At 63.8% G+C, this 21236-nt stretch carries 21 protein-coding genes; 10 read left to right on the top strand and 11 right to left on the bottom strand.

The genetic code is table 11. The features are described from left to right. Positions 1 to 636: 636 nt before the first annotated feature. The gene (locus LC298_RS11755) at positions 637 to 1461 is read right to left on the bottom strand and encodes a class I SAM-dependent methyltransferase (protein ID WP_131567371.1); all 825 of its coding nucleotides are present in this window, start codon (positions 1459 to 1461) and stop codon (positions 637 to 639) included. A 392-nt stretch (positions 1462 to 1853) separates the two neighbouring features. Here LC298_RS11755 and leuA point away from each other — a divergent pair, with 392 nt between their 5' ends. From leuA to LC298_RS11740, 3 genes are all read left to right on the top strand, one after another. Further along, positions 1854 to 3557, top strand: a complete 1704-nt coding sequence (gene leuA / locus LC298_RS11750; RefSeq protein ID WP_223385639.1) for a 2-isopropylmalate synthase — start codon at positions 1854 to 1856, stop codon at positions 3555 to 3557. Between the two features lie 29 nt (positions 3558 to 3586). Further along, positions 3587 to 4366 (top strand): alpha/beta fold hydrolase, encoded by a 780-nt coding sequence (locus LC298_RS11745; protein WP_131567369.1) that lies wholly within the window; start codon positions 3587 to 3589, stop codon positions 4364 to 4366. Between the two features lie 109 nt (positions 4367 to 4475). Further along, complete coding sequence (locus tag LC298_RS11740; RefSeq protein ID WP_199223231.1) at positions 4476 to 5219, top strand: prefoldin domain-containing protein; 744 nt, start codon at positions 4476 to 4478, stop codon at positions 5217 to 5219. Here LC298_RS11740 and LC298_RS11735 read toward each other — a convergent pair. After that, positions 5216 to 6124, bottom strand: a complete 909-nt coding sequence (locus tag LC298_RS11735; RefSeq protein ID WP_131567367.1) for a metallophosphoesterase family protein — start codon at positions 6122 to 6124, stop codon at positions 5216 to 5218. The genes LC298_RS11740 and LC298_RS11735 overlap by 4 nt on opposite strands. A gap of 133 nt (positions 6125 to 6257) precedes the next feature. Between LC298_RS11735 and LC298_RS11730 the strand changes: the two genes are divergently transcribed. Next, positions 6258 to 6659, top strand: coding sequence for an NUDIX domain-containing protein (locus LC298_RS11730; RefSeq protein WP_223385638.1), 402 nt, complete (start codon positions 6258 to 6260; stop codon positions 6657 to 6659). Here the strand turns inward: LC298_RS11730 and LC298_RS11725 are convergent. Next, positions 6592 to 7635 carry a glutathione S-transferase family protein gene (locus LC298_RS11725; RefSeq protein ID WP_131567365.1) on the bottom strand — a complete coding sequence of 348 codons (1044 nt, stop codon included), beginning with the start codon at positions 7633 to 7635 and terminating at the stop codon, positions 6592 to 6594. The two genes, LC298_RS11730 and LC298_RS11725, sit on opposite strands and share 68 nt — an antisense overlap. Positions 7636 to 7878: 243 nt before the next feature. On the opposite strand from LC298_RS11725, the gene LC298_RS11720 reads away from it, so the two are divergent. Beyond that, the gene (locus tag LC298_RS11720; RefSeq protein ID WP_131567363.1) at positions 7879 to 8388 is read left to right on the top strand and encodes a GNAT family N-acetyltransferase; all 510 of its coding nucleotides are present in this window, start codon (positions 7879 to 7881) and stop codon (positions 8386 to 8388) included. 139 nt (positions 8389 to 8527) lie between these two features. Here LC298_RS11720 and LC298_RS11715 read toward each other — a convergent pair whose 3' ends face one another. From LC298_RS11715 to LC298_RS11700, 4 genes are read right to left on the bottom strand one after another with little or no spacing between them, the layout of a single operon-like run. Further along, entirely contained in the window at positions 8528 to 10612 is a 2085-nt protein-coding gene (locus LC298_RS11715) for a hypothetical protein (protein WP_131567362.1), read from the bottom strand. A 3-nt stretch (positions 10613 to 10615) separates the two neighbouring features. Beyond that, entirely contained in the window at positions 10616 to 13456 is a 2841-nt protein-coding gene (locus tag LC298_RS11710) for a DUF4159 domain-containing protein (RefSeq protein WP_131567360.1), read from the bottom strand. After that, the gene (locus LC298_RS11705) at positions 13456 to 14391 is read right to left on the bottom strand and encodes a DUF58 domain-containing protein (protein ID WP_131567358.1); all 936 of its coding nucleotides are present in this window, start codon (positions 14389 to 14391) and stop codon (positions 13456 to 13458) included. Before LC298_RS11705 ends, LC298_RS11710 begins: the two co-directional genes overlap by 1 nt. 3 nt (positions 14392 to 14394) lie before the next feature. Next, positions 14395 to 15408 carry an AAA family ATPase gene (locus LC298_RS11700; protein ID WP_131567356.1) on the bottom strand — a complete coding sequence of 338 codons (1014 nt, stop codon included), beginning with the start codon at positions 15406 to 15408 and terminating at the stop codon, positions 14395 to 14397. A gap of 116 nt (positions 15409 to 15524) precedes the next feature. On the opposite strand from LC298_RS11700, the gene LC298_RS11695 reads away from it, so the two are divergent. Genes LC298_RS11695 through LC298_RS11685 form a run of 3 tightly spaced genes read left to right on the top strand, consistent with a single transcriptional unit; the run spans position 15525 to position 18048 of the window. After that, positions 15525 to 16154: a DUF1285 domain-containing protein gene (locus tag LC298_RS11695; protein ID WP_131567355.1), complete on the top strand. Its 630-nt coding sequence runs from the start codon at positions 15525 to 15527 to the stop codon at positions 16152 to 16154. Continuing rightward, positions 16151 to 16795 (top strand): CoA pyrophosphatase, encoded by a 645-nt coding sequence (locus tag LC298_RS11690; protein WP_131567353.1) that lies wholly within the window; start codon positions 16151 to 16153, stop codon positions 16793 to 16795. Before LC298_RS11695 ends, LC298_RS11690 begins: the two co-directional genes overlap by 4 nt. Next, positions 16792 to 18048, top strand: a complete 1257-nt coding sequence (locus LC298_RS11685) for a CCA tRNA nucleotidyltransferase (RefSeq protein ID WP_131567351.1) — start codon at positions 16792 to 16794, stop codon at positions 18046 to 18048. The genes LC298_RS11690 and LC298_RS11685 overlap by 4 nt, the downstream gene beginning before the upstream one ends. Here LC298_RS11685 and LC298_RS11680 read toward each other — a convergent pair. From LC298_RS11680 to hemF, 3 genes are all read right to left on the bottom strand, one after another. Then, a complete protein-coding gene (locus tag LC298_RS11680) occupies positions 18040 to 18222 on the bottom strand; it encodes a DUF1059 domain-containing protein (protein WP_131567349.1) in 183 nt (60 codons plus the stop codon). The two genes, LC298_RS11685 and LC298_RS11680, sit on opposite strands and share 9 nt — an antisense overlap. Positions 18223 to 18292: 70 nt before the next feature. Then, positions 18293 to 18775 (bottom strand): MOSC domain-containing protein, encoded by a 483-nt coding sequence (locus tag LC298_RS11675; protein ID WP_131567348.1) that lies wholly within the window; start codon positions 18773 to 18775, stop codon positions 18293 to 18295. A gap of 11 nt (positions 18776 to 18786) precedes the next feature. Further along, positions 18787 to 19698 (bottom strand): oxygen-dependent coproporphyrinogen oxidase, encoded by a 912-nt coding sequence (gene hemF, locus LC298_RS11670; RefSeq protein ID WP_131567346.1) that lies wholly within the window; start codon positions 19696 to 19698, stop codon positions 18787 to 18789. Positions 19699 to 19846: 148 nt separating this feature from the next. Here hemF and LC298_RS11665 point away from each other — a divergent pair, with 148 nt between their 5' ends. After that, on the top strand, positions 19847 to 20098 hold the full coding sequence (locus LC298_RS11665) for a hypothetical protein (RefSeq protein ID WP_131567344.1): 252 nt from the start codon (positions 19847 to 19849) through the stop codon (positions 20096 to 20098). 18 nt (positions 20099 to 20116) lie between these two features. Next, positions 20117 to 20587 (top strand): GNAT family N-acetyltransferase, encoded by a 471-nt coding sequence (locus LC298_RS11660; protein WP_131567342.1) that lies wholly within the window; start codon positions 20117 to 20119, stop codon positions 20585 to 20587. An 11-nt stretch (positions 20588 to 20598) separates the two neighbouring features. On the opposite strand, the gene LC298_RS11655 is transcribed toward LC298_RS11660, so the two are convergent. After that, positions 20599 to 21081, bottom strand: coding sequence for a tRNA (cytidine(34)-2'-O)-methyltransferase (locus LC298_RS11655; protein WP_131567341.1), 483 nt, complete (start codon positions 21079 to 21081; stop codon positions 20599 to 20601). Positions 21082 to 21236: the final 155 nt, after the last annotated feature.

Genomic DNA, 21236 nt, shown 5'->3' with positions numbered 1-21236 from the left:
GCCCGAGGATGACGAGTTTGGAGTTGGCTGCGGGGGAGGTCTTCAACATCGGGCACGCATCTCCGTCACCGCGCTTCGTCCTTGAAGCCGGGTTGTGTCAAAGATCAGGAAGACGGGCGGTCGGGGGATCGCTTCGTCTATTGTAGTAATGCGATCTTCCGACCGCCCCTTCGGCGTTCTTCCGGTTCGGGCCTGCATTGGCGCTGGGAGATCGCTCGTCCCGACTGCCCCGGCGGTTAAACCTTCGGTCCGCAAGCGACGGAACCTCTTGGCCGGGCGGGGATTGAGGAGCTTCCCATGTCACCGGCGGTACGCCGGCGTCACTGTCGTCAGCGGCAAGCCGCTTTACGGGGTCGCTCCAACACCGCAAACCTTCTTCCGGCCCGACGTGGGGGCTCATCACCCAGGCAGGGACCTCTCCCCGCCCCGTCAGGCGCCGGCCTCTCCCTTTGTGCCGGTGTGCACCCAGGCTTCCTGCGAGAGACAGCACCAAGGATACGCCACGCCCGGGAGGTGTTGATAAGTTTTTTGCGGAAAAATATAATAGCCAGGCAGGCCAACGGGTTAGAGAGAACCGGGCAAAAAACTTATCAACGTCCCGGAATCCTTCACCCGCCTTGCGGAAGGCGCGCGCCACTATGATTTTCGCGCAACGATCGCGGCTGCGGGGACAGGGACTTCGAAGCCATCGCCTGTGGCGAAACGAGTTTCAACCTCTCGCACCGCCGCTCTTGAAATCCGTTCTTTTGCCTCCTCCGGCTGGCTGGCAATGAGCATCCGCACGCCGACCGTTCCCAAGGCGAAATTTTCAAAGAACTCTTCCGGGGCACGGAGACGCCATCGGAGTTGCAAAATACGATGGTCCTGCAGCCGGAGACCGTGCTTCGCCAACGATTGCTCTGCGGTGCCCCGGTCTGCAAAATGGAATAATCCCGGCTGAGACGGCGGTGGCTGCGAAAAATCCGCGTTCTTCCTTACGATCTGCATCATCAGTCCAAAGGCTCCTTCCGGAGTTCGCGCATCCCAGCACGTCATCGCAAATGATCCGCCGGGGCGGAGCACTCGAAACACCTCGGCGTAGGCCTTGTCGTGGTCGGGGGTGTGCTGAATGCCGAAATTGCTGAGTACGACGTCAAAGGCGTGTGCATCGATCGGAAGCGATTGCGCGTCACCCTCCAACAACCGAGCCTCCGGTGCGCGCAGGCGTGCCTCCGCAATCATGTGTGGTGAAAAATCGATGCCGGTTACCTGCGCTCCACGAATGAGCGCCGCGGCCGACAAACCTCCGCCGCCGCAGCACAGATCCAATACCGCGGTTCCGTGACCGACATCCGTCATATCCAGGAGTTCGCCTGCGGCCTCGTCCGCCAATGCGCCGAAGCGGGCGTTGTAGGCATCGGCGATTTCGCCATCTGCCCATCCGCTCCGTTCGTTCCTGGCAAATTCCGAGAAGTCGGCCATCGCTACCCCTTCGCTCACGACACCCGCAAGAATGCCCGAACTGTCAGCGGTACTCAAATGCTCTGACCCAGGAACCCGGATCGGCCGGCTCGCTCTACCCGCCCACTTGACCGTTGCCTTACCCTCCCTGTATCTCTCGATGCATGATGGTTTCGCGCGATATTTTCCGTTCCGCACCGGCCTTGCAGGCAGGTCCGGACGCGCACGCGCTTCTTCCGCTCCTTCTTATCGGCGGCTGCCGGGCCCTTTGAGGAGCGCCCGGCGGCCGTTCGGCTGTCCGGCCAAGCTCCTCCGGTAACCTTTACAATCCCAATTGAATGACCGATGAGGTTCCGCGCGGTTTGCGCTCATAACGCGCAACGTTGCGGGAGACGAGAAGAAAGACAACCGCCATGACTGTTCACCCGAAACCGGCCGTCTCCGGCGCCATGCCGGAAGCACCGCTGAAATACCGGCCCTATCCGCCCGTCGACCTGCCTGACCGCACCTGGCCGTCGAAAACCATCGAGACAGCGCCTGTCTGGTGCTCGGTCGATCTGCGCGACGGCAACCAGGCTCTGATCGACCCGATGGGCCACGAGCGCAAGACCCGGATGTTCCGCCTGCTGCTGGAGATGGGCTTCAAGGAAATCGAGATCGGGTTTCCCTCGGCCTCGCAGACCGATTTCGATTTCGCCCGATGGTGCATCGAGGAGGGCGAGGTCGGCGACGACGTGGCGCTGCAGGTGCTGGTGCAATGCCGCCCGGAACTCATCACCCGTACGTTCGAGTCCCTCGAAGGTGCGCACAGGCCGATTGTGCATTTCTACAATTCGACCAGCGAATTGCAGCGGCGCGTCGTTTTCCGCAAGGATGTCGCGGGTATCAAGCAGATCGCGACCGATGCGGCCAAGATGATCACCGACATGGCGGCCAAAGCCGGGGGCGATTACCGCTTCGAATATTCGCCGGAAAGCTTCACCGGAACGGAGCTCGAGGTGGCGCTGGAAATCTGCAACGCGGTGATCGAGATCGTGCGGCCGACGCCGGACAACAAGCTGATCGTCAATCTGCCGGCGACCGTCGAGATGAGTACGCCGAACGTTTACGCCGACCAGATCGAGTGGATGTGCCGGAACCTCGACAATCGCGAGAACCTGCTGATCTCGCTGCATCCGCACAACGACCGGGGGACCGGCGTCGCGGCGACCGAGCTCGCCCTGATGGCCGGCGGCGACCGGGTGGAAGGGACGCTGTTCGGCAATGGCGAGCGCACCGGCAATGTCGATATCGTCACGTTGGCGCTGAACATGTTCACCCAGGGGCTGGATCCGCAGCTGGACATTCACGACATCAACCGCCTGCGCGACGTCTACGAGCATTGCAACCAGCTCGCGATCCCCGAGCGCCACCCCTATGTCGGCGAACTGGTCTACACGGCGTTTTCCGGTTCGCACCAGGACGCGATCAACAAGGGCATGAAGCTGGTCAAGGAAAAGGCGACCCCGTTGTGGGAGGTGCCTTATCTGCCGATCGACCCGGAAGATGTCGGGCGCAGCTACGAGGCGATCATCCGGATCAATTCGCAGTCGGGCAAGGGTGGCATCGCCTACATCCTGGAGGCCGATCACGGGCTGCACCTGCCGCGAAACCTGCAGGTGGAATTCCGCAACGTGATCCAGAGTATCACCGATACCGAGGGCCGGGAGTTGTCGTCGGAGCGGATCTACAAGGAATTCGTCTCGACCTATGTTGATCCGCCTTCGCGCAGGCTGCGCTTCGTCAGCCACAGGAGCAGCGCGGTCGAGGGGAGCGCCGACAGCAGGGTCGTCGAGGCTCAACTGGTGGATGGCAACGAGCAGGTCACGATCGAGGGGCGCGGGACCGGCCCGATCGACGGTTTCCTGGCGGCGCTTTCCCGATATCTGGGCAAGCGTATCTCGGTCGTCGACTATTCGGAACATTCGCTGCAGCGCGGCTCCGACGCGGCGGCGATCTGCTACATGGAGATCGATGTCGACGGCGAGCATGTTTTCGGCGCGGCGATCAACAAGAACATCGTCGCCGCATCGCTCAGCGCGATCGTCTCCGCGGTCAACCGCAGCCTGGCGGGTTGAGCCGGATTTCGCCGGGCGGTCCGCCTGACATGAACTCCGGCGAAACGCTCGCGCATCAAAGCGCGGGGACCGGGCAGGGTCCGCCGATCGTGCTGCTGCACGGATTCGGCGGGTCGTCCCGTGATTTCGACCGGATCGCCCCGCTGCTGACGCCGCTCGGGCGCACCATCGCGTTCGATCTGCCGGGGCACGGGAAGTCCGTGCACGCCGCAGGCTCCCGCCATCCGAAGGCCGCAGCCGAAGCGATTCTGCGGGCGCTGGACGGCATGGGGGTCGATGATTTTCACCTTGGCGGGTTTTCGATGGGCGGAGCGGTCGCCTGTCTGATCGCAAGCCGGTCTCCCGGGCGCGTCCGCTCGCTGACACTGCTCGCACCCGGCGGCTTCGGGCCGGAGGCGGCGACGGACGTCCTGCTCGATTTCGCCGCAGCGCGATCCGCCGGGGAGGTACGCAGTGCCCTTAGCAGGATGACGGCACAGGACGCGGCCATTTCCGATCAGGTCATCGGTGCGCTGGTGAAGCAGCGTGCGGACCCGAACCTCGGGGAGACCCTGGCGGAGCTGGCGAAGTTGCTTTTCGGCGGCGGCGGACAGGGTGTGCTCGACCTAGCCGGACTGGAAGCCATCGACTGTCCCGTCAATGTGGTCTGGGGCGCCGACGATCCGATCCTTCCGGTCCGTCAGTCACAAGGGCTGCCGAAGCGTTTCGGGGTCCGCCAAATCGTCGGCTCGGGGCACATGCTGCTGGAGGAAGCGCCCGGCGAGGTCGTCGCCGCTTTCCGCCGCTCGATCGGCGAGGCGGGCGCATAGGGCCGCCACCGGACGTGTGGAGAGCACCCCTCCGGTCCGAAAAAGAGTGGCTAACCCGGCCCGGACTTGTTAACAAAACATGAACATGTCCCGTCAAGGAGAGCATACGGTGGCATTCGAACAGGACAGGAATTTCGAACGCCCGGCCAGCAAGCTGGTCGATGCGGTGCGGCAGGTGAAGATCGCCGCCGCCGACCGGTCGGACGTGGTCGTGGAGATGCGCGAGGCCGACCGCACGCGTCTCGAATTGCTGGCACAGGAACTGGCGCCGGTGATCGATGAAGTGCCGGTTGAGGACGACCGGTTCGATTTTGCGATCTCCAGCGGGCTGCAGCCGCGATTCTGGATCGACGCGACCGCGCATGTGGCGATGGGGCCGGACCGACGCACATACCGGTTCATCCGCGATACGCGGATGGGCCGCATCGTGCTCTCCGAGTCCACCGACAAGGGCGCGACCGCGGAGAAGGTGACCGGCTATATCGCCTCACGGATTCACGAGCGGGAACTGGCATTCGCAGGCGAAACGGTCTCCGTGAGAGAGATAGTGAGCGGGCGGATAGACGACAATTCCCTCCCCGGGAAAACGGAAAGGGATGGGCCGGCGGAACCCGCCGCCGGAGCTCCGTCCCGGGGCACAGCGGACGCCGGCGGCGAACTCAGCCGGACCCGGGTGACGCAGTCCTCGTCGACGGGCCTGATCCGGATGAGCGCGGCGGATGCCGAACGCGCTCCCGCACGCCCGCGACGCTCTGTTGTGCGCTCATTGCTGGGCGGACTGGGATGGATCGCCGTCGGGGCTGTTGCCGGGGGAGGCACGCTGATCTGGCTGTTCCGGGACTATCTGTTTTAGCCCGACAGTTTTCGGCGATCGGTTATCGCCGTTTCTCCCGTCATTCCCGTGAGCGAGTGCTCTTCGAGATCGCAAGTCCACTGCCCGGCGGCGCCGCCGATCCGGAAAAGATTGAACGCCGCGGCGGGTTTCTTCCCGCCCGGCGACTGCCCGGCCGCGGGCACGCCGATCACCGGTACCTCGGCTCCGTCGATGCCGCCTATGGCATGGCGCTGCGGCAAATGTGTGTGCCCGTGAAGTACCAGTTCGGCCCCGTATTCCCTCACAACCTTCTGGAAGAGGCCGATGCCATAGAGCCGCTTTTGCGGGGTCGCGGCGCGGCGAACGGGCGGATGATGGATCAGAATCACGCGAAACAGGCCTTCTTTTCCGGTTTTCTCCAGCGCCTGCCGCAAGCCCCGAGCATGGCGGCTGCCGAAGATGCCGGACGCCATGAACGGCGCCGTCGCGACCGCGCTGTTGACACCGATGAGCGCGACGTTGCCGCGCCGCCGGATGTAGGGAAAGCCGCTTCGCGTGCGGACAATTCCATCGCGGTCGCCCGCCATGTTCGCAGACCACGCGGCAACCGATTTCGCCAGCGAACCACGCACATAGGCATCGTGATTGCCGGGTATCGTACTGACGTTTTCCGCCGGTCCGAGGCTCTTGAGCCAGAGCGCGGCACCCGCGATCTCTTCATCGAGCGCGAGATTGGTGAGATCTCCGGTGACCGCGATATGGTCGGGCTTTTGCGCCTGCATCGCGTCGACCAGTTCGCCGAGCGTCGAGCTGATCATGTGGGAAGCGCGGTTGCGCTTCCAGTTTATGTAGCCGGTGATGCGCTTCGACATGAGATCGACGAAACGCACGTCCGGCAGCGGTCCGAGATGGATGTCGGAAATGTGAGCCAGCAGAAACGCCATGGCACTTTCGTAAGGAAGGGCGTGGATATTACAACCTCTGGAAAGAGAACAAACGTCGAAAGGTTCCTCCTTGCCCGACCGCCCCGACTTCAAAATCCGCCTTTTACACTTCTGGTTCCTGATGAGCCGGCCGATGACCCTGGGCGTGCGGGCGCTAGCCTTTGATGACGAGGGCAGGGTGCTGCTGGTGCGCCATACCTACGTGCCGGGCTGGCACCTTCCCGGCGGCGGCGTCGAGACCGGCCACACAGTGACGGAGACGCTTGCAAAGGAACTGCACGAAGAGGCGAATGTGATCCTCGCCGCACCGCCAAGGCTGGTGTCGGTTCACCTGAACGACAGGGTCACGCGGCGCGACCACGTCGTGGTGTTCCGGTGCGATCAGGTCACGCAGACCGCTCCGAAGCAGCGGGACCTAGAGATTATCGAGGCGGAGTTCTTTCCTGTCGACGGCCTGCCGCCGGAGATCACCCGATCGTCGCGAAACCGGATTGACGAGTCTCTCGGTCTGGCGCCGCCCGATCCGTATTGGTGAATTGCCGGTCCCGGTCGTGGGGCGCGGTGTAGTCGACGTCCGGCCCGATAGGAACGATCCGCGTCGGGTTGATGCTCTCGTGGCTGCGGTAATAGTGCATCTTGATGTGATGCAGGTCCACCGTGTCCGAGACCCCCGGCATCTGGTACAGTGCCCGCGTGTAGTTCGACAGGTTCGGGAAGTCGGCAATACGCTTGCGGTTGCACTTGAAGTGACTGAAATAGACCGGGTCGAACCGGACAAGGGTGGTAAACAGCCGCCAGTCCGCCTCCGTCAGGCGGTCGCCCGCGAGGTAGGGCTGGCGCGCCAAGCGTTCCTCAAGGGCCTCGAGCGCGGCGAAGACGTCCCCGGCCGCCTCCTCGTAGGCATCCTGCGTGGTGGCAAACCCGGCGCGATAGACGCCGTTGTTGACGTTCGGATAGATGAAGGCGTTCAGCTCGTCGATCGTCTCGCGAAGGTCTTCCGGATAGAAGTCGTGATCGTCGCCGGTGATGCCGTCGAAAGCCGAGTTGAACATGCGGATGATCTCCGCCGATTCGTTGGAAACGATCGTTCCGCGCTTCCGGTCCCACAGAACCGGCACCGTGACCCGGCCCGTATAGTGCGGATCGGCGCGTAGGTAGATTTCGCGAAGATAGGCCGACCCGAAGAGTCGGTCCCCGGTGCCGCCGTCGGAGGTGTCGAACGTCCAGCCGTCCGCGCCCATGAAATGATCGACGACGGAAACCGAAATCAAGTCCTCGAGCTTCTTCAGCTTGCGGAAGATCAGCGTGCGATGCGCCCAGGGGCAGGCGAGGGAAACGTAAAGATGGTAGCGGCCGGCCTCGGCCTCGAACCCCCCTTGGCCGGATGGCCCTGGCGATCCGTCCGCGGTGATCCAGTTGCGAAACGAGGTGTCTTGCCGCACGAAGCGTCCGCCCGTGGAATCCGTATCGTACCAACGGTCGCGCCAGACACCGTCCATCAGCATGCCCATTCCGGTTCTCCGTAATCTCTTCAATACCATATAGGGATGCGTGACGAGGCGGACAGGCAAGCGCGATGAACAGTGCGTCACTCACGCGTGGGCGGGCGCGCCGATGCCATAGACCGTGCGTGATATCGGTGTTATGGGGCTTTGCATGGATACTGGCGCGACCACCCTTCTGCGACGATGACCTTGGCGGTGACCTCCTCACCGGATCCGTTGTTGTCTTTTCCATCAAATTGCGTGTGCGCCATGACCGCCTTTTCCATACGCCCCGAAACCGGTGCGTTCTGCCTCCCGATCGAAGAATTGCATGCCGACGTGTTTGGCCCGGGCCGTTTCTCGCGTGCAGCTTTCCGTGTCCGTGAGGAAGGGCCGCACGACCCGGCGCTGTCGTTTCTCGCCGTTGGGGGAAACGACAGCGCCGAATTGCTGGGCTCGGTGCGGATGACGTGGATCGAGACGTCGGGGAGCGGCTGTCGCGGCCTGCTGCTGGGGCCGCTCGCAGTTCAGCAGCGGCTGAAGGGCAAGGGGATCGGCAAGGCCCTGCTGAACACCGCCGTCGATGCCGCGCGCGAGGCCGGCGCGCCCTACATCCTGCTCGTCGGCGACCGCCCCTATTATCAGCCGTTCGGGTTCGAGCCGGTGGAGCGGGACAGGGTGGCGATGCCCGGCCCGGTCGATCCGGCGCGGCTGCTGATCTGCGCAGTCGATGCCGGTGTAGAGGAGAAGGTGTGCGGCAGGGTGCGGTGGAGCGGGTGAGGGGCGATGGGATGGCAGGCTGCGTTCAGATGACGTTGCGAGCAGCCTGAATTTTGAGACTTTTCCGAACGCCGCTCGATTTTAACTGCGGTCTCGTCAGAGATTTCGACCGTCAAGGTCTGCCTTTTGGTTGGCTTCCCTACCGCCCCTCGCGGTACCAGGTGCCGCCGAGGGCGAGCAGCAGCAGGGCGAGGCCGAGGAAGCCCGAAAACAGGGAATAGCGGGTAACGCCGAGGAGCTCTGTCTCGCCGGTGGTGCGAAAACCCAGCCAATCGCGCCCGGATGCGCCTGTGTTGGCGCGGACGGGCAAAATGCCGGGGACCGTGAGGTCGCCGGAACTGTCGAGAAGACGGCGCACGCTGCCACCGCCGGCCTCGGCGGCCGGCGCAATGATCCGTGTGTCGGAGATCATCGAGCGGAATTCAGGGGCGTCGACCGGCCCGGCGTGGGCGAGCGTCGAAAACTCGCCATGAACGATTTCGTAAAGGCCGACTTCATCGGCTTCGATCCGGGCCTGGAAAATGCCGTTGCCATTGTCTTCCAGAGTGATCTCGGTCTCAACTCCCGAAGGCGATCTGAGCAAAACTGCCGAGACGTCCTCCTCCATGGTCTGGCGGCGGATGGTCAGAGTTTGGCCGTCGGCAACCGCAGTCAGCGCCTCCTCTTCGAGTTCCGGCTCCTTCATCAGCCAGTGGGCGATGCGCCGATAGAGACCGACATGGGGACCACCGCCCTCGAAGCCGCGCGCCCATAGCCAGCCATGGTCCGAGAGAAGCATGCCGACGCGCCCTTCGCCGAAGCGGTTGAGCACGAGCAGCGGCTCGTCGGCAGGCCCGTACATGGCAACAATCCCGTCCGGCTTTTCGACGTTGATCGCGCGGAACCAACGGCCCCATGCGGGAGGCTCGGCCTGCCCGCCCTCAAGGTCGCGAGTGACGGGGTGGCGCTGGCCTTCCTGCGAAATGCGGGGATAGTAGCCCTGTTCGATCACGCCGCCGGTCGGCGTTGCGGGAAGCGCCGTTATCAGCGGCGTGCGCGCTATCGAATTCTCGCCCGCATATTCCGGTCCCGCCGCCACAAGGAGGGCGCCGCCCCCGCGCACATACTGGGCGATATAGTCGTAATAAAGCGTCGGCAGGACATTGCGGTACTGGTAGCGGTCGAAGATGATGAGGTCGAAATCCTCGATCTTCTCGACGAACAATTCGCGGGTCGGAAAGGCGATCAGCGACAATTCGTTGATCGGCGTACCGTCCTGTTTCTCCGGCGGACGAAGAATCGTAAAGTGAACCAGATCGACCGACGCGTCGGATTTCAGCAGGTTGCGCCAGGTTCGCTCGCCCGAATGCGGCTCGCCGGACACGAGGAGCACGCGCAGGTTCTCGCGAATTCCCTCCATCTGAGCGACCGCCCGATTGTTGGCGGTGGTCAGTTCGCCCGGACGTTCGCCCACGGCTAACTCGATGATGTTGGTTCCGGCGCGGTCGAGCTGTAACTCCAGCGGGGTTTCCGCCCCCGTTACGGTTGCGTCTGTCCTGACGAGGTCGCCGTTCAGGAAAATCTGGACGGACACCGGCCGGGCAGCGGCATCGCCGTCGGAGTCGGTCACCTGATAGGCAAGCGAGGCAGGCTGCCCGGCGATGGAAAACCGGGGCGCCCGCACGAATTCGACCTTGCGGTCGAACTCATTTTCGCGGCCGGTGATCAGGGCATGAAGCGGGATGTTGGGCGGAAGCGCCGATTCTCCTGCGGGGACATCGTGAATCTGCCCGTCCGTGATCATGATCGCGCCACCGAGACGTGACGGCGGCACATCGCGGATCGCCGTACCCAGTGCCTCGAAGAGCCGGGTTTCGGTTTGAGACCCACCGTTGACGGACGCGCCAGCCTCGACTTCACGGACCTCGAACTGGGGGAAACGCGCCAGCCGGTCTCGCAATATTTCGACGGCGCTTTGCGCCGTTTCCGTCCTTTCGCCAAGCCGCTGGCTCTGGCTCTTGTCGACGATCAGCGGGACGATCGTCTTCAGCGGCGCGCGTTCCTCCTCGTTTACGACCGGGTTGGCAATGGCCAGCGCCAGCGCCACGGCAGCGCCAGCACGGACCGCCGATCCCCTCGTGCGGGCGTACAAAGCGTAGAGAACGAAGGCCGCCACCGGCGCGCAGGCGAGGGCCAGCGCCAGCCAAGAAACGAGAGGGTCGAAATCGATGGAAAGGCTAACCATCTGCTACTGCCCCAATCTTTCCAGAAGGGCGGGCACGTGAACCTGATCGGATTTGTAATTGCCGGTGAGCATGTACATCATGATGTTCACGCCGGCACGGAAGGCGTAAATTCTCTGGAGCGGATCCGACGAAACCGTCGGGAACATCGGCCTTCCACTTGCGTCGAGCGCCCAGGCAGCGGCGAAATCGTTTCCCGTGATCAGGATCGGCGTCACGCCGTCGCCCGAGCGCACGGGGCGGCCAGCCGGATCGTCTTCGCCCGTCAGCGCCTCGACCCACAGAGGCGACCCGTCGTAGCGTCCGGGGAACCGGTCGAGAATGTAGAACGCCTTGGTCAGGACATGGTCGGCGGGCACCGGTTCCAGCGGGGGGATGTTCAGACCTTTGAGAATATCGCGCAGCCGTTGATTTTCCGGCGATCCGCCGGTTCCGCCGAATGATGCGGTGAGCTGGTCGCGTGTGTCGAACAGGACAGTGCCGCCGCCCTGCATGAAGGCATCAAGCCGGGAGATAGCGGCTTCGGTGGGCATCTGCGTCGACACGTCGATCGGGAAATAGATCAGCGTGTAAAAGGCGAGTTCATCCGTTTCCAGATCAAGCCCGACCGGCTCGGCCGGTTCCAGTGCCGTCCGGCTCTGCAGGAACCGCGAAAGGCCGGAAAGGCCCGACGCGCTGATTTCATCGGTCTGGCTGTTGCCAGTGGTGACATAGGCGATCCGCGTCGTTTCGAGCAGTTCTATTATCCTGTCATCCCCGGGGCGCACATCGCTCGTACGTACCCCGGTTTCCTGGGCCTGGACGCGGTCAGGCAGAAAGGCGCCCCCCGCCGCGACGAGCAAAATCGCCGCGAACGCGCCTGCCGTGCGGCCTGGCCGGAGCCATCCGAAACGACCGTTCATCCAGAGAACCGCAAGCGTATCGAGGGCCAGCAAAAGCAGCGCGATCAGGAACAGCGGGCCGCGCAGATCGCTCTCCGCGCCGTGGTCGTAGGGCCACACGGTGGTGGAGGCCGTCAACTGCGCGGGATCCAGGCCGACCAGCGTGTCGCTTGCGGTCAGCACGTTGCGCGCCACGAACCCGTCGGGCGTTCCGTAAAGCCCTGCCGGATGCACGAAGTTGGCGGGCTCCCGAGAGGCGGCCCCGTCAAGCGGGCGGACATGGCTCGGTGGCGCCCCCAGTTCGCCGTCGGCCGCCAGAATCCGGTAGGGAGGGAGCGCTTCGGCCTGCGCATTGCCGTTGCCCGGCTGCACCGCGCCGGAGTTGCGGGACAGGCTGGCGATGCGCCGGAGCATTTCGACGAAGCTGCCCGAGATCGGCAGGTTCGACCAGGTCGCCTCGGCGGTGACGTGGAACAAGACGACCGTGCCTTCACCGCGCGACGCGCCGGTCACGAGCGGGGTGCCGTCGGCAAGGTTCGCCCAGGTCCTGGAGACAAGTTCGAGATCGGGCTGGGCGAGCACCTGACGGCTGACTGAAACCTCGCGCGGCGCCTCCAGACCGCCGAACGGACCGGTGTCGGGGAACGGCGCGACCGGCTGAGGCTCGGTCCATGAGAGCGAGCCCCCCAAGGTCCGCTCGCCGAGACGAAGTTCGACCGGCAGAAGGGGATCGCTCGTCGCAGTCGCCGCCATGCGCGGGCCGGCGAAGCGGACGAGGGTGCCACCTTCCTCCACCCATTCGACAAGCGCCCGCGAGGCTGCCTCGGGCAGGACGCCGATATCGGCCATCGCAATCATCGCGGGCCCCCTGGCGATCAGCGCCGGGATGTCGACCGACAGGTCGCCGGTGCGACCTTCGATCAGGTCCGCGTAGGGCTGCAGGGCGCGCTGGATATAGTAGAGGGGCGACAGCAGCGGCTGATCCAGATCGCCCGCCTGTCCGGTGATGAGGCCGATACGTCTGCGCCGCGTGTTCTCATCGACCATCCAGACCGCGCCGGCATGCGGCTGGCTGGCGACACGGAGGATCGCGAAGTCGTTGCGCAGTTCGAATGGAACATCGAACCGCGCGATCGCTTCCCCCGCATCCGGTGCACTCTCGGCCGCCGCATCTGCAAGCAAGCGTCCGCGCTCGTCATAGGCCGACACGGTGACAGGATCGTCCCGGGTGTCCGTCGGAGCGACAATGTCCACCTCGAAGCTGACGGGGGTGTTGTCTATTCTGCGGATGGCGCGGATATCGGCGACACCGTCGTCGAAGAGAATGACCTCATCCACGGACAGGGCGTTCAGGGCGGAGACAGTGTCTGCGTGCGCTTCGCTCTCCAGTCCGTCGCTCAGCCAGGCGAGCGTCGCGCCAGCCGTTCCATTGAGCGCTTCCTGCAGGCGCGCGAGGGCGGCTTGACGGTCCGGTTTGGCGGCGAGCGGCAAGGCTGCGGCAATCGCGGGCAGCAGGTCCGGTGCCTTCGCAAGCGTGACACTTGCATTTTCTGGCGCGACGGTAAAAGCGACCGCGACGGGGCGACCAGCTTCTCCGGCTTCCTCAATCAGCTGCCGTGCCTGCGCCATGCGCACGTCCCAATCGCGGCCGGTCGACCAGCCATTGTCGATCATCAGAGCGAGGGGGCCGCCGCCCACGGCGACATCGGCTGCGGGATTGAGCACCGGCCGGGCAAGCGCGAGAATGACGAGGGTCGCCATTGCGAGACGCAGGGCGGTCAGCCACCACGGACTGCGGGCGGGCGTTTCCTCGTGCTTCATGACCTGCGCAAGCAGCCGCAGCGGCGGAAACAGTTCGGTGCGCGGTTTCGGCGGGGTCAGCCGGAGAAGCCACCAGATCACGGGCAGCGACAGCAGGCCGAACAACAGGGCCGGCGCCGCGAATGTGACCGGAAGGCCGAACATCAGGCGGCTCCCATGGAACGATAACCGGGCACCGCGGCCGGACGCCCGGTGAGGCGTCCGTGCAGGGCGACCAGCGCCTCGGAAGCCAGCCGGTCGGTGCGGTTCACCGCGTAGCTCCAGTCGAGATGGCGGCAATGGTCGCGAAGCGCCTCGCGGCGGCCCTGGTAAATCGTCTTGTAGGCGTCTGCCCAGTTCTCGGCGCGGCCGGCTGTCAGCCGGAGCCCGTTCTCCGGGTCCTCGAACTCGGTGCGCCCGGCATAGGGAAAGACCTCTTCGGCTGGGTCGGCGACCTCGAGAAGATGAATTCGTGCTCCGCGCCGGGCGATGGTGTCGAGAAAGGCGATTGTCTGTTCCGGCGGATCAAGAAAGTCGCTGACCAGTACCACGTCGCTGTGGCGCTGCACCGAATCGAGTTCGGGCAAGGAGGGCAGCTGCGCCGCCTGGGAACTCGCGAGCAACATGGCAAGTCGTTCCGCGCCGTTGCGGCTGACAACCGGCTTCATTAAGCCGGGATACCCGACCCGTTCACCGCTACGCGAAAGCAATTCCGCCAGGGCGAGCGTCAGCACGAGTGCCCGCGCTTCCTTCGAGACCGGCGCATGGGTGGACTTGAACAGCATCGACGGTGTGAGATCGGCCCAGAGCCAGACCGTGTGCGCGGCCTCCCACTCCATGTCGCGTACATAGGTGTGGTCGTCACGGGCGGAACGCCGCCAGTCGATCCGGGCAAGCGTTTCGCCGGCGACATAGGGACGGAACTGCCAGAATGTCTCGCCGACGCCGCGTTTGCGGCGGCCATGCCAGCCGGCAACCACGGTGGTGACGATCCGGCGGGCCTCGATCAGCAGGTCCGGCACGAGCGCGGCACGAAGACGGGCGCGAGCAAGCGCGTCAACCGTGCTGGCTGGTTCATGGCGGGCGCCGATCGCGGGCATCGCTCAGTCCCGATCCATCGCGTTGACCAGATCCGCGATCACCTGCCGGATGCCTACACCTTCGGCGCGCGCGGCGAAGGTCAATGCCATACGGTGCTGCAGTACCGGGGTGGCCAACGCCTTAACGTCATCGATCGACGGGGCAAACCGGCCCTGATAGAGCGCCCGGGCGCGGCAGCACAGCATCAGCGCCTGGCTCGCGCGCGGGCCCGGCCCCCACGCCACGTGGGCGTCGGTGGAAGCGTGCCCGGTTCCCGGCCGCGCCGAGCGGACGAGATCAAGAATGGCGTTGACGACGCTTTCGGGGACCGGCATCCGCCGGACGAGGTTCTGCAAGCCGACGAGTTTCTCGCCGGTGAAGACCGGGCTCGCCGTCTCGTTGCGCGTGCCGGTCGTCTCCAGCAAAATGCGCCGCTCGGCTTCGATGTCGGGATAGTCGACGTCGATCTGCAACAGGAACCGGTCGAGTTGCGCCTCGGGAAGGGGGTAGGTGCCTTCCTGCTCGAGTGGATTCTGCGTCGCGAGGACATGGAAGGGCTGGGGCAGATCGTGGCGCAGACCGCCGAAGGTGACGTGGTATTCCTGCATCGCCTGAAGCAGCGCCGACTGGGTGCGCGGGCTCGCGCGGTTGATTTCGTCGGCCATCAGAAGCTGGGTGAAGATCGGTCCCTTCACGAAGCGGAAGGACCGCTTCCCGTCCTCGGACTGTTCGAGAACCTCGGAACCGAGAATGTCCGAAGGCATCAGGTCCGGGGTGAACTGGATACGCCCGGCGGAGATCCCGAGTACGGTGCCCAGCGTCTCCACCAGCTTCGTCTTGGCAAGACCCGGAACGCCGACCAGCAGTGCATGGCCGCCGGACATGATCGCCACGATCGCGTTCTCGACAACTTCTTCCTGACCGAAGATGACGCGGCCGATCTCCTCGCGCATCGTCCTGATGCCGGCGAGCGCCGCTTCCGCCTCCGCGATTGCTTCCTTTTCACTCAGCGTTTCCGCGGGGCTGTGCATGCTCATGCGCATCGTCCTCCATGTGCCAGGATCGAAGGTAAATCAGTGGCGGGTGCTGACAAGCCGCCATCGACTGACTATTTCGTGACTCGTGCGGGTTTTCCACGCCGAATCCGGGAATGATGAGCAAAGTGACAAAATCAGGCGAGGGCAAGGCGGTGGAAGCGGGAGACATATCCGGCTTGCAGGCATTGCTGTCACGCGCCGTACCGCAAGGAAGGGGGCTTCCCCCGGTCGAAAAATGGAACCCGGAATTCTGCGGTGATCTCGACATGGAGATAAAGGCGGATGGAACCTGGTTCTACATGGGAACGCCGATCGGCCGCGCGCGCCTGGTCAGGCTGTTTTCGTCGGTGTTGCGCAAGGATGAGGATGGCAAGACCTATCTCGTGACACCGGTCGAGAAGATCGGCATCCGCGTCGAGGATGCGCCCTTCCTTGCCGTGGAAATGCACGTTGAAAATCCCGGGCCCGACCAGATTCTGACCTTTCGCACGAATGTCGGCGATATCGTTGCCGCCGGGCCGGAGCATCCGCTACGCTTCACGCTCGACGAGGGGAATGACGGCGTGAAACCCTATGTCCATGTGCGCGGCCGGCTGGAGGCGCTGGTCAGCCGGGCGGTGATGTACGACCTGATCGCGCTCGGCGAGACCGTCGAGGTAGGCGGCACCGCGATGTTCGCCGTACGGTCCGGGGGCGCAGTCTTTGCGGTAATGCCGACCGAGGCGCTGGAAGGGCAAGTCCGTTGAGCGGCGCCGTCAAGGGACGTCGGGAGCCCGCATTTACCGTCGCGGACTTCCGCACACGCGCGGCCTCCCTGGAGTTGCACAAGCCCGGAGACGATTTCGGCGACCACCATCTCAATCCGGATTTCGCGGAGATGGTGCGCAATAAAGCCGTCAACCGCGCGGCGGTGCTGATCCCGGTGATCGATTATCCCGACGAGCCGGCGGTTTTACTGACCAAGCGCACGGATAAACTTCGGACCCATTCGGGGCAGGTCGCCTTCCCTGGGGGCCGCATCGACCCGGAGGACGGGGATCCTGAAACCGCGGCCGTGCGCGAATGCGCGGAGGAGACCGGTATCGGCGCGGATCACATCGAGATTGTCGGACGGCTGCCCGATTACATGACGGGATCCGGGTTCCGGATTTCGCCGGTGCTTTCGGTCGTTAGGCCCGGATATGCGATCATTCCCAATCCAGCCGAGGTCGACGCGGTGTTCGAGGTTCCTCTCGCCTATCTGATGGACGAGGCCAACCACCAGCGCGGAAGCCGGATGTTTCAAGGCCGGGAGCGTTTCTACTACGAGATGCCCTATGGCGAACGGTATATCTGGGGCATTACCGCCGGCATCATCCGGCTGATGTATGAAAGGCTTTATCTTTGACCGCGGAAAAGATCGAGGCGGAGTGGCTTCGCGACGACGCGCTGCAATCCATTCTGGCGGCCCTCGGCGGTGGCGGCGAAGCCGCCCGTGTCGTCGGTGGAGCGGTGCGCAATCACCTGTTCGGCGAAGCGATCGGCGACGTCGACATAGCTACGACGTGTCTGCCGGAAGAGAGCATCGCGCGGTGCAAGAAGGCCGGTTTCCGGACGGTGCCGACCGGCGTCGAGCACGGCACGATCCTCGTCGTGGCGGATCACCGCGGTTTCGAGGTCACCACCTTGCGTGAGGATGTGGAAACCGACGGGCGGCGCGCCAAGGTCCGGTTCGGCAGGGACTGGGAGCATGACGCGCGCCGGCGCGATTTTACGGTCAATGCGCTGTATTGCGAACCGGACGGCACAATCGTGGATCTCGTCAAGGGCATGGCCGATGTCCGTTCCCGCACGATCCGGTTCATCGGCGAGCCGGAGGACCGGATTCGGGAGGACTATCTGCGGATACTGCGTTTTTTCCGACTGTTCGCCTGGTATGGCGACGGCCGACCAGACCCGGTGGGGCTGCTCGCCTGCGCCAAGCTGAAGGATGGCGTGGAGGGGCTTTCCGCCGAGCGCATCTGGACTGAGATGAGGAAGCTTCTGTCCGCGCCGAACCCGTCGCGAGCGCTCTTATGGATGCGCCAGTCCGGCGTGCTGTCGCTCGTTCTGCCGGAATCGGAGAAGTGGGGTATGGACGCGGTCCCAGCCTATGTCGATGCCGAGACGGCACTGGGTTGGGAGGGCGATCCGCTGCTTCGGCTCATGGCGATGATCCCGCCTCGCGAAGACGCGGTTCGCTCCGTGGCGCTGCGGTGGAAGATGTCTAATGCCGACCGCGAGCGTCTGGTGGCATGGGCGGACGCTCCCACAATCGGCCCGGATCTGGATGATAAGACCTTTGGCGAGATGCTTTACCGTTCAGGCAGGCAACCGGTGCTCGACCGGTTGAGACTTGCGGTCGCTGCAGCGCGGGCGCGGGCGAGCAATGACGCAAACATGCTCGAGCAGGTTGCCGGTCTGCTGCGGTTGGCACGGCATGCAGAAAACTGGGAGAGACCAACCTTCCCGGTCAGCGGGCGCGATTTGATCGAGGCCGGCTACTCGGAGGGCGCCGCGCTCGGCGACGCACTGCGAGCGCTCGAAGAGCGCTGGATTGCCAGCGGTTTTTCGCTCACACGGGAGGCGCTTCTCGCAGAGGTTCAGCCGACGTCAGGCTGACGCCTTCTCTTCATCGCCGATCCGCGCCTTGATCTGCTCGATCATCGATGGCCGAATCGTCGTTTCTCCGTGGGCGCTGCGCAGATGATCGGAGGCACGGCGCACGATCTCCGCATCCTCTTCGGCATGGGTTTTCCAAGAACATCCGGGAACGAGGCATTCATAATGCTTCATATCGTGTCCTCCTCTAGCGGGCTTCGAAATTAACGGTGAAACGTGACGGCAATGTGCCGTGGCGAACCTCCTAATGTTCGGCGACCGGTTCCACCAAGTCTTTGAGCTTGATCAACCCGCTTTCCATTACCTCGGCGTTGATGCCGCCATGACCGCGCATCGCATTGTATCCTCCCGGACCCAGGGCTTCCTCCATACGGCTGCAGGGAGCACAGATACCCGTCCCCCGCAGTACCGCGCCTCCACAACGAAAGCGCCTGTTGCGCAACGCGAGAAGATTAATGCCGGTAACGACTATATTGCGCCGCAGCGGTGCGGGATCCAGTTGCTCCACTCCGCACAGCGATGCGATCGCGGCCAGATGCTCGGCCTGGATCAGGGTAATGGCGCGTTTTCCAGCTTTATTGCGGTGGTCGCCCTCAAGCCCGGTTTCAAGGATCGCTGCCGCTTCGACAGCGATCACGGACGACCGTCGTTCCGGACGGAGGCCGATCCAGGCGATGCGCCCTGGGCGGGGAAAGCGCGATGTCAGCGTATCAATGGTTTCCGTCATCGCGTCGGACCTCATGGCCATTTAACGGCGGGCGGCATCGACGACAGGATCGAATTCACATTACCACCAGTCTTCAGCCCAAAGATCGTTCCCCGGTCATAGAGCAGGTTGAATTCGACGTAGCGGCCGCGGCGAACAAGCTGTTCCTCCCGGTCGGCGTCGGTCCAGTTCTGGTTGAAATTTCCGCGCACCAGATGGGGGTAGACGACGAGGAAAGTGCGGCCAACATCCTGCGTCAGCGCGAAATCGGCGTCCCATCCGCCATTTTCCTCCGAGGAATGCTGCCAGTCGTAGAAAATACCGCCGATCCCTCGCGCCTCGTTCCGGTGCGGCAGGAAAAAATACTCGTCGCACCATGCCTTGAACTTCGGGTAATCGGCAACCTCGTGTTTCGAGCACGCCAATTCGAACGATTTGTGGAAGGACACGGTGTCGGGATCGTCCTGAGTGCGGCGCCGGTCGAGAACAGGCGTGAGATCGGCCCCGCCGCCGAACCACCAACTCGTTGTCACGACCATCCGCGTGTTCATGTGGACCGCCGGGACATTCGGATTCTGCGGATGGGCGATCAGCGAAATTCCCGACGCCCAGAAGCGTGGATCCTCCTCCGCGCCGGGAATCTGATTTCGAAACTCGGGCGAGAACTCGCCATGAACCGTGGAGGTGTGAACGCCGACTTTCTCGAATACGCGACCGTACAGCATGGACATCACACCGCCGCCGCCCTTGCCTTCGTCGCGCAGCCATTCGGTGCGTTCAAAGCGTCCGGGCGCGTAGTCGGAGAAGGGGCCGGTAACATCGTCCTCGATTTTCTCGAATGCCGCGCAGATCTTGTCGCGCAGTTCCTCGAACCAGGCGCGCGCGGCCATTTTCTTGGCCTCGATATCGCCGGGCAGTCCGGTTGGCAGGTCAGGGCGTTGCATCGAAAATGGCACTCCAGAAGTTGGCCGCTTTGCTCACGGGTTAACCGTTCATAGGTAGGATTCCAAGAGCGGTGACATCCCCCGCAATCCGGTAATTGACAGGCGAAATCCGCCAGCTACCATCAGCTCTGTACCGGGGGAGAGAATCATGCTTCCACCCAAACCGCCAAGGTCGGTCGTCGGCCGTCAACTGGACAAGAGCCGCAAGATCGCGGCGTCCCGAAAAGACAGCTTCGTGCGTGAAACCTATCGCCTCGGACGCCCGGCGGCCCGCGAAAAAGCCAAGGAGTGGTTCAACCGCTTCCCGAAGGCCGCCTACTGGACGCAGGTCGAGAGCTGGCGAGTGCTCGACGGTGACGTGATCGAGTTCACCATGCGGCGCCTGCCGACGGCCGACTAGAGGTTCACAGTCACCATCATGAAGAGCCTGCATTGCCGGCGCGCGACTTCGCGCGAAAACCTCCAAACCTGTCTCGATATCCGCGAGATCGTCTTTATCTCCGAGCAAGGCGTGGACCCCGCGCTTGAACAGGATGGGCTCGATGGCGAGTGCCTGCATTATCTGTGCGAAGCGGATGGCGAGCCCGTTGCGACGGCGCGAGTCCGGATTCTGGACGACCGGTTCAAGTTCCAGCGGGTGGCGGTGCTGCGCCACAAGCGCGGCACAGGAGTCGGCGGAGCGTTGATGCGTTTCATGATGGCGGATCTGGCCAGGAGCGATGGTGCGGCGGGGCGGCATTTCTTCCTAAGCAGCCAGACCTACGCGATGCCTTTCTATGAGACGCTGGGCTTTTCCGCCTGTTCCGGCGAATACATCGAGGCGGGAATACCGCACCGCGACATGCGGGCGGAGGTCCCCGTCGAGCGCGACGAGGCCTGCAACGCCTGACAGCGGGGCGGTCATTCGCGATCGGCGAGAAATCTGCCGCACGGGGCCAGCGGGTTCTGGCGTCTGAACTCACCAGCGACCATGGCGACCGATAAGGCGAGGTTGAGACTTCTGGCCTCCGGGATCATCGGAATCGTCAGGCGCATGTCGGCGGCTTGATGAACGAAGTCCGGCGCGCCGCTGCTCTCGCTGCCGAAGAGCAGGATGTCGCGCGGCCGGAAATCGAACGACACATAAGGCGTTGCCGATTTCGTCGTGAACAGCACGAGCCGTCGCTCCTCCGTCCCCCGCCATTCCTCGAACATGTTCCAGTTGAGGTGCCGGCGCAGTGCGGCCTTTTCCAGATAGTCCATTCCGGCGCGCTTCAGCGCCTTGTCCGAAAGGTCGAAGCCCGCCGGCTCGATGATGTGAACGACACTCTCGAGACATGCGGCCAGTCGAAGGATCGTTCCCGTGTTGCCGGGAATGTCCGGCTGGAAGAGCGCGATGTGCATGCGATTTTCTCGTTTGACGCTGTCAGGAACCGGCAGGCGTTACGCATTGTGACCTTGCCTTGGCTTGAAGCACGACTGCTTCGCGTATAAAAGCGTACCGTTAACCGCAATCCGAAGAGGCGACGATGGACAGCACTATCATCTCTGCGCGTGTC

Source organism: Oricola cellulosilytica (assembly GCF_019966575.1).
Lineage (GTDB): Bacteria > Pseudomonadota > Alphaproteobacteria > Rhizobiales > Rhizobiaceae > Oricola > Oricola cellulosilytica.
The sequence above is the reverse complement of the archived record's forward strand: the minus strand, read 5'-3'. Positions and strand labels throughout refer to the sequence as shown.

What these genes read in the sequence shown, in the direction of transcription:
- LC298_RS11755 (WP_131567371.1), bottom strand. Translation starts at nt 1,461, where the DNA reads ATGGCCGACTTCTCGGAATTTGCCAGGAACGAACGGAGCGGATGGGCA.
- leuA (WP_223385639.1), top strand. Translation starts at nt 1,854, where the DNA reads ATGACTGTTCACCCGAAACCGGCCGTCTCCGGCGCCATGCCGGAAGCA.
- LC298_RS11745 (WP_131567369.1), top strand. Translation starts at nt 3,587, where the DNA reads ATGAACTCCGGCGAAACGCTCGCGCATCAAAGCGCGGGGACCGGGCAG.
- LC298_RS11735 (WP_131567367.1), bottom strand. Translation starts at nt 6,124, where the DNA reads ATGGCGTTTCTGCTGGCTCACATTTCCGACATCCATCTCGGACCGCTG.
- LC298_RS11730 (WP_223385638.1), top strand. Translation starts at nt 6,258, where the DNA reads ATGACCCTGGGCGTGCGGGCGCTAGCCTTTGATGACGAGGGCAGGGTG.
- LC298_RS11725 (WP_131567365.1), bottom strand. Translation starts at nt 7,635, where the DNA reads ATGGGCATGCTGATGGACGGTGTCTGGCGCGACCGTTGGTACGATACG.
- LC298_RS11720 (WP_131567363.1), top strand. Translation starts at nt 7,879, where the DNA reads ATGACCGCCTTTTCCATACGCCCCGAAACCGGTGCGTTCTGCCTCCCG.
- LC298_RS11715 (WP_131567362.1), bottom strand. Translation starts at nt 10,612, where the DNA reads ATGGTTAGCCTTTCCATCGATTTCGACCCTCTCGTTTCTTGGCTGGCG.
- LC298_RS11710 (WP_131567360.1), bottom strand. Translation starts at nt 13,456, where the DNA reads ATGTTCGGCCTTCCGGTCACATTCGCGGCGCCGGCCCTGTTGTTCGGC.
- LC298_RS11705 (WP_131567358.1), bottom strand. Translation starts at nt 14,391, where the DNA reads ATGCCCGCGATCGGCGCCCGCCATGAACCAGCCAGCACGGTTGACGCG.
- LC298_RS11700 (WP_131567356.1), bottom strand. Translation starts at nt 15,408, where the DNA reads ATGAGCATGCACAGCCCCGCGGAAACGCTGAGTGAAAAGGAAGCAATC.
- LC298_RS11695 (WP_131567355.1), top strand. Translation starts at nt 15,525, where the DNA reads ATGAGCAAAGTGACAAAATCAGGCGAGGGCAAGGCGGTGGAAGCGGGA.
- LC298_RS11680 (WP_131567349.1), bottom strand. Translation starts at nt 18,222, where the DNA reads ATGAAGCATTATGAATGCCTCGTTCCCGGATGTTCTTGGAAAACCCAT.
- LC298_RS11675 (WP_131567348.1), bottom strand. Translation starts at nt 18,775, where the DNA reads ATGACGGAAACCATTGATACGCTGACATCGCGCTTTCCCCGCCCAGGG.
- hemF (WP_131567346.1), bottom strand. Translation starts at nt 19,698, where the DNA reads ATGCAACGCCCTGACCTGCCAACCGGACTGCCCGGCGATATCGAGGCC.
- LC298_RS11665 (WP_131567344.1), top strand. Translation starts at nt 19,847, where the DNA reads ATGCTTCCACCCAAACCGCCAAGGTCGGTCGTCGGCCGTCAACTGGAC.
- LC298_RS11660 (WP_131567342.1), top strand. Translation starts at nt 20,117, where the DNA reads ATGAAGAGCCTGCATTGCCGGCGCGCGACTTCGCGCGAAAACCTCCAA.
- LC298_RS11655 (WP_131567341.1), bottom strand. Translation starts at nt 21,081, where the DNA reads ATGCACATCGCGCTCTTCCAGCCGGACATTCCCGGCAACACGGGAACG.